This is a genomic window from Nostoc sp. CALU 1950, from assembly GCF_051172895.1.
Taxonomy (GTDB): domain Bacteria; phylum Cyanobacteriota; class Cyanobacteriia; order Cyanobacteriales; family Nostocaceae; genus Nostoc; species Nostoc edaphicum_A.
The window spans coordinates 1-13,895 of record NZ_JBDNJQ010000080.1 but is presented as its reverse complement, the minus strand read 5'-3'; the positions used below and the strand labels follow the sequence as shown (position 1 = coordinate 13,895).

Annotated in this window: 8 protein-coding genes; 5 read left to right on the top strand and 3 right to left on the bottom strand. The window is 42.1% G+C overall.

From position 1 onward, the window contains the following. Positions 1-28: 28 nt before the first annotated feature. A complete protein-coding gene (locus ABF638_RS21085; RefSeq protein WP_181930522.1) occupies positions 29-325 on the bottom strand; it encodes a DUF3288 family protein in 297 nt (98 codons plus the stop codon). 328 nt (positions 326-653) lie between these two features. Here ABF638_RS21085 and ABF638_RS21080 point away from each other — a divergent pair, with 328 nt between their 5' ends. The 5 genes from ABF638_RS21080 (at position 654) to ABF638_RS21060 (ending at position 11,029) form a co-directional block, all read left to right on the top strand. After that, positions 654-3,113 carry an ATP-dependent Clp protease ATP-binding subunit gene (locus tag ABF638_RS21080; RefSeq protein ID WP_435024955.1) on the top strand — a complete coding sequence of 820 codons (2,460 nt, stop codon included), beginning with the start codon at positions 654-656 and terminating at the stop codon, positions 3,111-3,113. A gap of 2,163 nt (positions 3,114-5,276) precedes the next feature. Then, positions 5,277-6,596, top strand: coding sequence for a calcium-binding protein (locus ABF638_RS21075; RefSeq protein WP_435024940.1), 1,320 nt, complete (start codon positions 5,277-5,279; stop codon positions 6,594-6,596). A gap of 300 nt (positions 6,597-6,896) precedes the next feature. Further along, a complete protein-coding gene (locus ABF638_RS21070) occupies positions 6,897-7,052 on the top strand; it encodes a hypothetical protein (protein WP_435024939.1) in 156 nt (51 codons plus the stop codon). Between the two features lie 384 nt (positions 7,053-7,436). Then, complete coding sequence (locus ABF638_RS21065) at positions 7,437-9,473, top strand: glycosyltransferase (protein WP_435024938.1); 2,037 nt, start codon at positions 7,437-7,439, stop codon at positions 9,471-9,473. Between the two features lie 44 nt (positions 9,474-9,517). Beyond that, on the top strand, positions 9,518-11,029 hold the full coding sequence (locus tag ABF638_RS21060; RefSeq protein WP_435024937.1) for a pentapeptide repeat-containing protein: 1,512 nt from the start codon (positions 9,518-9,520) through the stop codon (positions 11,027-11,029). A 69-nt stretch (positions 11,030-11,098) separates the two neighbouring features. Here ABF638_RS21060 and ABF638_RS21055 read toward each other — a convergent pair whose 3' ends face one another. Both ABF638_RS21055 and ABF638_RS21050 read right to left on the bottom strand, forming a co-directional pair. Next, positions 11,099-12,199, bottom strand: coding sequence for an AI-2E family transporter (locus ABF638_RS21055; RefSeq protein ID WP_435024936.1), 1,101 nt, complete (start codon positions 12,197-12,199; stop codon positions 11,099-11,101). 112 nt (positions 12,200-12,311) lie between these two features. Beyond that, positions 12,312-13,745, bottom strand: coding sequence for a bifunctional orotidine-5'-phosphate decarboxylase/orotate phosphoribosyltransferase (locus tag ABF638_RS21050; RefSeq protein ID WP_435024935.1), 1,434 nt, complete (start codon positions 13,743-13,745; stop codon positions 12,312-12,314). Between the last annotated feature and the right edge of the window lie 150 nt (positions 13,746-13,895).

Genomic DNA, 13,895 nt, shown 5'->3' with positions numbered 1-13,895 from the left:
CCCTGCTCCCCTGCCCCCTGCCCCATCATTAATTCCAATCCTGTTCATCCTTCTTGCCGCGACTTTTGTAAATTCCCCCCAAATCGTGAATTTGACGAGTTTTCTCAAAAAGCTCGGCTTCGCTCAAACCCCACTGCTGTAAGACTTTATCTAGGTCTTTCTGGATGTCTCTCGCCCCTGGAAACCCTTGATAACGCATTCGCAGTCTAGCCAATTCTGCTAAGTTATAGTCTGTCGCCTCTTGAGCGAGTAAAATATCAATAAGGGGGCGATCGCGGTTATAAAGTGGATGTTGTTGATCTTTACCGGCCTTTGCTTCAGTCATTGTCAGTCCTGAGTTTAGAGTGCTAAGTCCTGAGTTTTAAGTTTAGCTGACAGTGAAAAACAGAACAGACAAAAGAAAATTGTCAAATACCGAAAACTTAACTGTCAACTTTGTAACTCTTGACTTCCTACATACTCCACTCAGCACTCACTACTAAGTACTCAGCACTCCTAGTAGACGGCAAGTACACCTGATGTCTTACGGCTCTCAACACTGCCACTTAACTTTAAATAAAGTTACATTAGTCCTTAAGAAAATACAAAAAACTTTAGATGAGGGTGAATTTATCTCACCCAAAGTCCAAGCAGCGAGGGAGCAAGAACCCATTATGTTTGAACACTTCACTTCCGAAGCCATTAGAGTAATTATGTTAGCTCAGGAGGAAGCACGTCGCCTGGGACACAATTTCGTAGGAACTGAACAAATTCTCCTGGGTTTGATGGGAGAAGGAACTGGGGTTGCTGCTAAAGTGCTGGCTGAATTAGGCGTTACCCTCAAAGACGCACGTCGCGAGGTAGAAAAAATTATTGGTAGGGGTTCTGGCTTTGTACCACCAGAAATTCCTTTTACTCCTAAGGTGAAAAGCCTCTTCGAGCAATCGTTTAAAGAAGCTCATAGTCTAGGACAGAATTACATTAACACTGAACACTTACTCTTAGGATTAACCGAGGCTGGTGAAGGTGTCGCCGCCAAAGTACTGCAAAATCTAGGGGTTGACTTCAAGGCTGTCCGCAGTGCCATAGTTCGCCGTTTGGGTGAAAATGCACCGGCTTTCGCTGGTAGTGGTAGTGGTAGTCAAAAGCGCACTCAACCGCTAACTATGGAAGAATTTGGCAGAAATTTGACCAAATTAGCTCAAGAAGGCAGACTTGACCCCGTAGTTGGCCGCGAGAAAGAAATTGAGCGGGCAATCCAAATTCTCGGTCGCCGCACTAAGAATAACCCAGTGTTGATTGGAGAACCAGGAGTTGGTAAAACTGCGATCGCAGAAGGTCTAGCTCAACGGATTGTCAACCAGGATGTTCCCGAAACCTTACAGGACAAGCAAGTTATCAGCCTCGATATGGGGTCATTGGTTGCTGGAACTCGTTTCCGTGGCGATTTTGAAGAACGGATCAAAAAAGTCGTGGAAGAAGTCCGCACTGTGGGCAATATCATCTTGGTGATTGACGAAATTCACACCTTGGTCGGCGCTGGTGGTACAGAAGGTGGCTTGGATGCAGCCAACATCCTTAAACCTGCCTTAGCACGAGGTGAACTCCAGTGCATCGGCGCAACTACCCTTGATGAGTATCGGAAGCACATCGAACGCGATGCCGCCCTAGAGCGTCGTTTCCAACCGATTAAGGTTGGCGAACCCTCAGTAGAAGAAACCGTACAAATTCTTTACGGCTTGCGCGGTGCTTATGAACAACACCACAAAGTCACGATTTTGGATGCGGCACTTGTGGCAGCAGCAGAATTATCAGACCGCTATATTAGCGATCGCTTCTTGCCAGATAAGGCAATAGACTTGATTGATGAAGCTGGTTCTCGCGTTCGTCTGCGGAACTCTCAAAGTTCTCCTAACAAAGAACTCAAGCGTGAACTCGCTGGCGTTACCAAAGAAAAAGAAGCAGCAGTCAGAGTCCAAGATTTTGACAAAGCTACACAACTGCGCGACCAAGAATTAAAACTTGCAGAACAACTGCAAGCAACCTTCACATCAAGTGAGCAACCTGTCAACTCGACTGTAGTTGATGAAGAAGACATCGCTCAAATCGTTGCCTCTTGGACTGGCGTACCAGTCAACAAGCTCACTGAATCTGAGTCAGAGTTGCTCCTGCACCTAGAAGATACTCTGCATCAACGGCTTATCGGACAAGAGCAAGCAGTCTCGGCTGTATCTCGCGGTATCCGTCGCGCTCGTGTCGGCTTGAAAAATCCCAATCGTCCCATTGCTAGCTTTATCTTCTCTGGCCCTACTGGAGTCGGTAAAACAGAATTGGCGAAGGCACTAGCTTCCTACTTCTTCGGTGCGGAAGACTCGATGATTCGGCTAGATATGTCCGAATACATGGAAAGTCACACGGTCGCCAAGTTAATTGGTTCGCCTCCTGGTTATGTCGGATACGACGAAGGTGGACAACTTACAGAAGCCGTGCGGCGGAAACCCTACTCAGTGTTGCTATTCGACGAAATCGAAAAAGCACACCCCGATGTATTCAATATGCTGCTGCAACTCTTGGATGACGGTCATCTTACTGATGCCAAAGGTCGGAAAGTTGACTTCAAGAACACGCTGATCATTTTGACTTCCAACATCGGTTCTAAGGTGATTGAAAAAGGTGGTAGTGGTTTAGGCTTTGACTTTGATACTCAAGCCGACGCTAGTTATAACCGCATCCGCACCTTGGTAAATGAAGAATTGAAAGCTTACTTCCGTCCTGAGTTCCTTAACCGTCTCGATGAAATTATCGTCTTCACCCAGCTTTCTAGGGATGAAGTGAAGCAAATTGCTGAGATTATGCTTAAAGAAGTTTCTAAGCGCTTGACAGAAAAGGGAATTATCTTAGAAGTTAGCGATCGCTTCAAAGAACTTGTAGTACAAGAAGGCTACAATCCCAGCTATGGTGCTAGGCCATTACGTCGGGCAATTATGCGCCTTTTAGAAGATTCTCTCGCTGAAGCAATGCTGTCTGGTGAAATTACAGATGGAGACACAGCGCTTGTCGATGTTGATGATGACTCTAAGGTGAGAGTGCAAAAATTAGAAAAACGAGAATTACTCTTAGCAAATGTTGGCTAATTTTATACCCGATCACTTTTTGTTGTAATATTTGAGAAATCTCTAGCCTCTCATCTAAGTAGAGGCACAAGCAGGGGCATCTCCGACAAACATAAAGTGAAATGGTATTATATCTTTCACCCCTGGTAGAAATACCGGGGGCTTTTTTTATCAAGAAAGGCAGAGGGCAGGAGGCAGAAGGCAGAAGGGAATACTGCTTCCAGCTCACAGAGAGTGATCAAAGGGAACAAGAGTCTAAAACCCCGCCTAATTGTTCCTTCTGCCTCCTGCCTTCTTCAAGCAATTTTTTTGGATACAACAACACACGGGGGCAATACAGTTAGTTCTCAAGACTCCTGCATTAACGTGCTATAAATTTGACCACTTATATACTGTCCGCCTAATTAGCTTAATGAAGTAATCTTTAGCCCTTATTTTAATCTCAAAAAATAAAATAATAGACTATTTAAACTTGCAATTGACCACTAATTTACAAAATATTGCCTTCTTTTCAAGATGTTAAAGTAAATATTTGTCGTTAAAACAAGATAGAAGTAAAGGATTCAAACCACCAGCAAATATGCTTTTAGCGTCGTTTACCTATCTTTATTATACTTATGTTTATTCGTGCCCTCCTATTTATTTCGTGATAACTAGCTGCTTAAATGTCTTATCTGTCCTTGCATTTTCATCATAAATTTGAGAATATATTAAAGTTAAGCAAAATCCATCAACATCTATTGAGTAATAACTTCACCCACTTACCAGAGTTGACATAAATAAAGCCTAAACATAGATTTTTTGTTATTAAGTAAAATTTTTAACTAACAAAAATCCATGTGGTTTTTTGGGAAATAATTTTTACCATTTTGTCACCCTCTGTATGCATTGTCGTTTTACTTAATAGCTAAACACGCATTTAGTTTAGTCGATTTCGGCAAAATTTATGCGACTATTTTACTCTTTAAAAATAAAAAAATGTGTTTAAAAACTAGTATAAAATGCTGCAAAAAATTTATTAAATAGTTCTGTTCTCTGTCTTTAGGCATAACTTTATATACCTATATTGACAGAAATAACTTACTATACAAATATATGTAACATGGATGAAAATTTGATTGTGCTTACTAATCCATCGTCATAAATATCATCAGGTGTAGTCAGAAGTTTTTACAGATTAAGAAGTTTTTGAAACTTCGGAGTGAAAATTCTGGTACTTGGAGAAAAGTCAGCAGCTTTTCTTGCTTGCATAAGAGTGTTCGTGCAGCTATTAATGCAAAAGATCATTATTGTCTGATAGTGATCTTATTAAAAGCCCTACAGTTCTCATTATCAATCTTGGCTCTCGGCTAGTATTCAGTGGTGTATCGATCTCGGCTCTCGGCTAGTGTTCAGTGGTGTATCGATTTATAAGCTAACTGGAAAAACGTAATCATGTAAATTCGGATTGTGAAATGAATCAGGCGAATCAAATAACTGTGCGGTCATGATTTACTATTGTGGCTAAGTTGCTAACTAGTATATGTCCTACACAGAATATGCATCACCAAATAAGGTTGACGCACACTTTGTTTTCGAAAGAAATCAAAGGTTAAAAGACCTATTTACCTAAAGTCGAAATCATAACCTTTACCTTTACCTCATCCAAAATGGGAGTTCTGGTTAGTGAAACTTAACTTTAAGAAGGTGATCAGTAAAGGTGTGCGATCGCATCATATTTGAATTGTGGTCATTGTTGCTTCTAATTGTTAGCAGAAGCTACAACTGTCCATTTTTGTGATGCCGCATTATACCAAGTTGCCAAAGATATTTTTTTATAACTTCATTTACAACATTAAATGAAGGCAATGAAATCTCTGGTAAACATTAGGTGAGCCAGGAATATTATTTTGTCAACAAAATAATATCTCTGACAATTTCGTATTACCAAAAATACACAGCTATTAATGATTCACGAATGACATTGTGATTGTTCAAGCAACTCAAACAAAGGATGTGATTTGCAAATGCTTAATCATGTAGCTATGCAGTTTAAGTTTGATGATCTCTTCCAATATCTTCTCATCATTTCTTAATCGCCCCTCTCTCAAACTTGGGAGAGGGGGAGTGATGAGAATTAGAACAACTAACTTAGTTGTAAACAAGCCAAATACTTTTTTGAAACCCAAAAGCAAGGATTAATTTATGGCAATTAGAAATGGAACACCCGATTCCGATACCCTTCAAGGTACCAGTGCAGCTGACACGATTCGCGGCTTTGCTGGTGATGATCTGTTATTGGGATCAGGTGGGAATGACCTCATTCGAGGTGGGGAAGATAAGGATACTCTGTTTGGTGGAGCCGGTGCTGACAGACTATTTGGGGATGCTGGCGAGGACTCCCTCTTTGGTGAGGGCGGTAATGACACCCTCTATGGTGGGCAGAGTGAGGACGATGTTCTTGATGAGAAAAACTTCCTCGATGGCGGCGCTGGTAATGACTTGCTCTTTGGTGGCTTCGAGGATACTCTGTTCGGCGGAGCTGGTAATGACACTCTGACAACTGCTAATAACAGTTTCGGTAAGAGCAATCTCAACGGTGGTGCAGGCGCTGACTCCCTGATTGGCAGTGACAGCTTTATCGAAGGCGACACCCTCGATGGTGGAGCTGGCAATGACTTCCTCGATGGTTTAGGCGGTGATGATTTCCTTATCGGTGATGATACTTTGGGTGCGGCTGGCGCTGATACCCTTTTTGGTGGAGATGGTAATGACACTCTCCAAGGCGATGCTGATAGCTTAAGTGGTGGTGGCAATGATTTCCTAGATGGCGGAACCGGCGATGACTTCCTCGATGGTTTAGGTGGTGATGACATCCTCTTAGGTGGGGATGGTTTTGACACCCTCGATGGTGGGGATGGTAGTGATAGCCTCAATGGTGGTCTTGGCAGTAGCACCCTCAATGGTGGTCTTGGCAATGACACTCTCCAAGGCGGCGCTGAAGCTGACTTCTTAGAAGGTGGGCCCGAAGAATTTGACGGCGACGACTCCCTTTTAGGTGGGAATGGTTTTGACACCCTAGTGGGCGGTTCTGGCGATGATACCCTGTTGGGTCAAGGTGGTGATGACAATCTTGATGGTGGAACAGGAGTTGATAGCCTTGTAGGTGGTGCTGGTAATGACACCCTCTTCGGTGGACAAGACGCCGAGGAAGGTCAAACCGCACGCGACACCCTGACTGGCGGTGCGGGTACTGACATATTTGTGTTGGAAGAAGTAGGGTTTGAAGTACCAGATCCCGGCGAGCCACCTGTACCTGCTCCTGTAGGCGACATTATCACTGACTTCCAGGATGGTGTAGATTTCTTCGAGGTTGACTTACCGTTTGAGGAACTCACAATCAGCCGTGTTGTTATTAATGGTCAAGCTAGTAGTCGGATTTCTATTGCTGAAACTGGCGAACTGTTAGCGACCGTAATTAACGTGGCTCCTGCACTGATCACAGAATTCGATTTTCTATCGTAAGAAATGGGTAACCAGGCGGTGTACTTGGGTACCAGCCAAGTAGCACACACCTGATAGTACCCAGAAAATCAACAAAGCAGCCGCAGCGTCACGATAACGTACTGAGCCACTTTTGGGGTTGATTGTTTCAATTTTATCTCTCCTGCTGTCTTTATAGTTGAAGACGGCAGGAGACTAATAGTCAGCCAACCCAAAAATGCAGGGTGAAGATTGAGGAAAGGGATAAAACACCTTTACCCGAATTGTACTAAGAAAAGCCCAAAGGCTTGTGTCGTCTCGTTCCCAGCCTGGAGGCTGGGAATGTATTTAAAAGAGGCTCTGCCTCAATTCAAGCTACTGGAGGCAGAGCCTAGGCTGTTGATTTTGGCTATTTTTTTGGGAATTACCGAAAAATTATTTGTGCTGGTTTTTGCTTGTGTGAAAGCGCCCGCAACAGCCATCTTTACGCCAAAATAAAAAACACAATTTCTGCATGAAGTCTTGTGGGCTAAAAGGTACAGAGTCAACAGCCTAGGCAGAGCCTCCCAGAATGGATTCCCAGCCTGGAAGCTGGGAACCAGTTATCTTTTCTTAGTGCCATTCACCTTTACCGAATGGCACTAAGAAAAGGGAAAATCGTTGAGGCAGCTCTTGTGCAGAGGAGCAGGGGAGAAAGAAGAAATTTTAGGCATTGCGTTCAGATATTTAGAAATTCCCCTCTGCCCCCCTGCTCCCCTGCCCCTCTGCAATCCCTACGCCGCTTACCTTTCAGCTTAACTTAGTGCCATTCCACCTTTACCCTTTACCCTTTACTCTTTACCCGCCAAGTTCCCTTAGAGAACTACTAATAATCAAAGAGCAATGCGAATTTTATTTCTGCATCCAAATTTTCCTGCCCAATTTCGCCATGTAGCTGCTGCTTTAGCCAAAGACAAAGATAACCAAGTATTCTTTGGAACTACTCGTCAGGAAGATCATTTACCAGGTGTTAATAAGGTCATCTATAGCCCTACACGAGAAGCTCGTCCCGAAACTCATCACTATGTTAGACCTCTAGAAAATGCTGTCCTTCAGGGTCAAAGTGTTTATAGGCTGGCAGAAAAACTCAAAGCCCGAAGATTTATTCCCGATGTAGTCTATGGTCATTCGGGTTGGGGCCCGACTTTATTCATCAAAGATATTTTTCCCGATGCCAAATTACTATGCTATTTCGAGTGGTTTTATCATGCTCATGGCTCCGATGCAGATTTCGATCGCAGCGAACCCTTAAGCGCTGACGATAAAGCCCGGATTCGGATTAAAAATGCTCCGATTCTACAGGATTTATATAGTTGCGATCGCGGTCTTTCTCCCACCTATTGGCAGCGTCAGCAATTTCCCTCGGAATATCACAATAAAATCAATGTCCTTCATGATGGCATTGACACAGAATTCTTTTGCCCCAAACCGGGAGCAAAGTTAATTCTCCCACGCATCAATCTAGACCTTTCTCACGCCAAAGAAATCGTCACTTATGTAGCGCGGGGTATGGAGCCTTATCGGGGATTTCCCCAGTTTATCGAGGCGGTGGCTTTACTCCAACAACAACGTCCGCATTGCCATGTCGTAATTGTGGGAGAAAACCGTGTAGCTTACGGCAAACAACTACCTGATGGCAAAACCTACAAAGAGGTGATGCTGGAAAAATATGATCTTGATCTGAGCAGAGTTCACTTTACAGGTTGGCTACCTTATTCTGAATACCTGCAAGTTCTCCAAGCTTCTTCTGTCCATGTTTATCTCACTCGTCCCTTTGTCTTGTCTTGGTCAATGTTGGAGGCTTTATCTGTAGGTTGTTTGTTGGTAGCTTCCAAAACTGCTCCCGTAACTGAGGTGATCCAAGATGGTGTTAATGGTCTGTTGGTAGACTTTTTTTCACCCCAGGAAATTTGCGATCGCATTACAGAAGCACTCACCCATCCAGACAAAATGGCCTCAATCAGGGTCAAAGCCAGGGAAACAATCTTAGAGCGCTATAACTTGTCGCAGTTATTACCCCAACATTTGCAATGGATACAACAGCAAGAAAATCAGAGCAGTAATCTAATTTCTCTACATAAAAAAGCTCAGTTAGAACTGATTACCACGACTCAACATAATCACTCAAATTCATCAACAACACTCTTACAAGTGCATAACCAGACGGTAACAACTCAAGATATTATCCCTCTCTTGAATCGATACCAACTGCTATCAAAGCTCCGGGAAGAACTTTTGATTGATGAAGCAATCGCACCCTTTAGCTGCACACCAGAAGAAGAAGCCAAGTGTTACCAAGACTTGTGCAAACAGCATCAATTGACATCAGAAGCTGAACGTCAAAATTGGTTGCAGCAGCAGAACATAACTGAAACACAATTTTTAGATTTAGCAACCCGTAACCTGAGAATTGAAAAGTTTAAACAAGCCACTTGGGGTAGTAAATTAGACTCCCACTTTTACAAACTCAAGCCAAAGCTTGATCATGTTATCTACTCTTTAATTCGCCTTCGGGATGCGGCTGTTGCTCAAGAACTTTACTTCCGTCTTGTAGAAGGTGAACAGTCCTTTGCTGAAATTGCAAGGCAATACTCTCAAGGTGGAGAAGCTCAGGCTGGTGGCTTAGTGGGGCCAGTTGCATTGAGTACACCCCATCCCAAACTAGCCCGAATCCTCGCCATCAGCCAACCAGAGCAGGTATCGCCACCAACCCACATCGGAGATTGGTGGGTAATTGTGCGGCTGGAAAAGCTGATACCAGCCCAACTTAACGAACCTATGCAGCAACGGTTGCTCAACGAACTTTTCTCTTCTTGGTTACAAGAGCAACTGCAACAACAAACTTCTCAACAACAAGTTGAAGTACAAAAACCAGCTTGATTCCTTAACTTTGAAACCGCTTAATTTTTTTTGAGGAGCATAATATGACAGCTTTCAACTTTAGTGAACAGAGCCTAGTCGGAAACAATTTTAACGGTCAAAACTTAAATGGCTCCAATTTTTTCAAAGCTACCCTTACAAATGTTCAATTCGTCAATACAGGGCTGCGAGGCACTAACTTTGAAGAAGCAAAGCTATTTAACGTAAATGCATCTGGTGCAATTTTTGCCCCTAATAATAACTTTTCTCAACCAGCTAATTTGTTCAAGGCGACATTAGAAAATGTCAATTTCAGTGGAGCCAATTTGAGACAGGCTAATCTGTCGCTGATTAACACGAAATTCATCAATCTATCAAACGCTAACCTGACTAATGCTAATTTGCGGGAAGCTAATCTCAGTGGTGAACAATCTGAGCGCCCCAACCTGAGAGGTGCTAACTTCACGGGAGCCGATTTATTTAAGGCGAAGCTAAAAGCCGCTGACTTTACAGGTGCAACGCTCGTGAATGCCAGCTTTCTAGAGGCTGAGTTGGATAGTACTATTTTGGTCAACGTCGATGCAACGGGTGCTGACTTTCGTCTGACAAACTTGACCGATTTTACCTTACAAAACTCTATTTTTGATCTGGCTAATTTCAGTGATCTCTCCATCAGTGATGTAGAACTACTAAATCCAACACAGTTAGGCAATGTTAGTTTTCGTGGCGCGAATTTCAGCAACGTTTCCGCAGAAGATTTGATTTTAACTGGTGCTGATTTTAGTTCCTTTAGAGATGCCAATGGCAATGTTACAGTAACAAACCTGAGTGGGGCTGACTTTGCTGATACTGATTTGAGTGGAGCTAACTTTACCCAAGCCAACGCAGAAGGTTTTTCTTTTAATGGATTGGCTGTTGGTGCAAATTTCACAGATGCCAACCTGAGAAACACTAACCTGTCTCAAGCAAATTTCACTGATGCCATTTTCGTGGGAGCGGATCTTACAGGTGCGATCGCAGATGATGCAATTGGTCTAGATATTGGAGATGAATTTAACAACACCCTCACCGGAAGCAGCGGCAACGATAATCTCTTTGGCTTTGCAGGGAATGACACCTTAATTGGTAATGCAGGGAATGATTATCTAGACGGCGGTTTAGGCGCTGATTCTCTGTTTGGTGGCGGCGGAAATGACACTTTGTTTGGTGGTGCTGGCGCTGACAATCTCACCGGTGCTGGAGGTAATGACTACCTCAATGGTGGCGCTGGCAATGACACACTTACCGGAGGAAATGGCAGCGATACCATTCGCTATAACTTGGGTGATGGTCAAGACCGAATCAACGACTTTGTAACAGGAACAGGGGGAGATATCCTTTCTTTCGGTGGTATTGCTGCAATAGATGTGCGTATTGTCAACGGTAATAGTCAGTTCCGATTAGGAGATGGCATCGCTAATAATGCAGATTTTGGTACTGGACAGTTGTTGTTCACCCTCTTTGGTACTACCTTTACCCAAGCTGACATTAGTACAAATATTGATCCAAACAACAGTTCTGTCTTCCAGTTCTCGTAAGCTTATGGAAACCTGAGCCTATTTTATCGACTCAGGTTTTTGTAATACCTTCGCCAAAAAAAGATTGACTCATGGCGAGATTGATTCTTCTGCCAACAATTCTGATGCTGCTTCACCATTAACAGCATTATCGGAATCACTAGATTTAGAAAACCCATCTGCTACATCTTTGATAAAACCAGCTGTAGGTACCGCGACTAGTAAACCTAAAACTCCACCAACATTAGTTCCGACAAGCAAAGCAATTAATACCCATATTGGTCTAATGCCAGTAATTTTACCCAAAAGACGTGGTGCGATCGCCTGATCAATTAACTGGTCAATGACAACAGCTACCGCAAAAACCTTTACTGCTAACCAAAAGTTATGTGTGGCTATGATGAAAGTTATTACAACAAGACTGACGACATCACCAAAGGGAATTAAGCTCAAAAGCCCAACTCCCAAACCAAACAGTAAAGCAAACTGGACTTGAAAACCTAAAAACAATAATGTTATTGAAACACCCATCAGCAAAGCTAAAGTTCCCTGACCAATCAAATAATTTTGGAAGTTTTGCTGAATAGACTGGCTTACCTGTTGAGCTAGACTTCCAGGTAACTTCTTAAATATACCCTCCCAAATTCTTGGGCCATCTAACAATAGGTAAAAAGTCAGCACTACTATGATTAACGCCTCAGAAACACTATCAATTGTATCTATAATAATGCTTAAAAGTTTATCTGAAATGAACTCTAATTCATTGGGTAATTGGTCATTAATTTGTACTAATAAATGACTTAAATTCACATTTATTCTATGTCTAAAAAACCATTCATTTACAATCTGAAGTTTTTCTTCGCTAGAATCAATCCATTGGGGAAATACTTTAACCATCTCATTAAACTGCTCTAAAATAATGGGCAGTAAAGTGATACCCAAAGCAACAACAATTATCAATGCTAATATAAAAACTAATGCTACAGCATAGCCACGTTTTAGTCCTCGCTTTTGGAGAATTGAAACAGGATAGTTTAAAACGAATGCCAGCAAAGTAGCCAAGACAAGAATTGTTACGACAGGTTGAAAATTTTTAACCAGTAAAAATAATAGCCAACCATTAAGAAAAGCTAGAGGAAATAGTAGCGTAAAAATTAACCATCTAAGTAGTTGATTCAGTGAAAAATTCATAGTTAATTTTAAAATCAAAATTATTCTAATTACTACATTGAACCTGAGAACTAAATATGCCCAAGGGGAAATAGATAAGAAAAATCTTTCCCCATCCCTACTATTCCAAATTTTAACTTTCAGCAAAAGCTAAAAATTGCTCCTCATTTATTCGCCCTGCTTGATACAGAGTATTAGTAATTTCTGAAATAGTTAAAACCGCATGACTACGATAACCATTTTGCTGTAATCTAGCTTTTACCCCTTGTTCATGGTCGATAAATACCACAATATCATTAACATTTAATCCTGCTGATTCTAACTTTCCTGCCCCTTCCATAACACTTTTGCCACTGATGAGAATATCATCAACTACCACAACTGTTTCACCAGGGTGAAAGTTACCCTCAATTACTCTCCGAGTTCCGTGTGCCTTTACCTCTTTACGAGGGAAAATCATTGGACAATGAAGGCGCAAAGCTAAACCAGTCGCAGTAGGTAAAGAACCATAAGGAATACCTGCTAACCTATCAAAATTCAGATTTTTCAAAATATCCTCATAAGCTGTGAGAACTTGATTAAAAACTTGAGGGTTGGAAATAATTTTGCGTAAGTCGATGTAATAAGGAAATATAGCTCCCGATGCTTGGACAAAGCTGCCAAACATAATGCAGTCAATATCATAAAGTTGTAAAATCAAATCCTGGTGGGGATGCTGATTGAGCAAACAAACATCAGGAAACCACACAGAACATGTGGAATTTTCGTGAATAATTTCAGCTTTTATTTGATTAATTTCTGCGCGTAGAGACTGGATTTGCTCAGATAGTTGTGTGTTTCCCAACATATCTTGAGGAACAGGAATCAGCAAACCATCACCGTTAGCATTCAAGCCTACTTCTAAAATTTGCTTTAGATTTTGACCCTCGGCCCAGATGCTACGCGCCATAATAATTCGTTCCGGCGCGATCGCTCGAATAAGCGCTAAAACTTCAGGATTTGTAGTTCCCACTTCCAAACCCAATTGTTCTGGAGTTCCCCAAGTTTTTGATTCTTTTACCACCTGTAAATAAAGAGGTGATTCCTTTGTAGGATATTGCTGTAAAGCTTCTGCACCTGGATTAGAAGTACAGCATAAAATAAACACCGCTTTATCAGGATAGACCAAAAAAGGTGCTACATGATCTTGTCCTGTGTAGGGACTGAGAGTGATTGCATCCACTTGCCATTCTGTAAACACAGTCCGAGCAAAAATAGTACTAGTATTTAAGTCGCTGTGTTTGGCATCTAAAATAACTGGGATGTGGGCTGGAATAGCTGCTAAAGTTTTGTACAGCAGTTCTAAACCTGGAATACCTAACGCTTCGTAAAAGCCAAGTGTTGGTTTATAAGCACAAACGAAATCAGCAGTTTCAGCAATAATGAATTGTAACCACTTCTCCAAACCAGCAATGAGTTCTTCAGATTCATAACGCACAGGCATCATTTCTGGATTTGGATCAAGTCCTACAAATAGTAAGCTTTGATTTTGCAAGATATTTCCATTCAATTTATCAAAAAAGTTCATATTTTTTAAAAAGAGTCATTAGTCATTAGTTATTGGTCATTAGTCATTAGTCATTTGTCATTTGTCATTGATCGAATGGCACTAAGAAAAGATACAGCCCTTGTTCTGACTGGTTCCCAGCCTGGAGGCTGGGAACCCATTCTGGGAGGC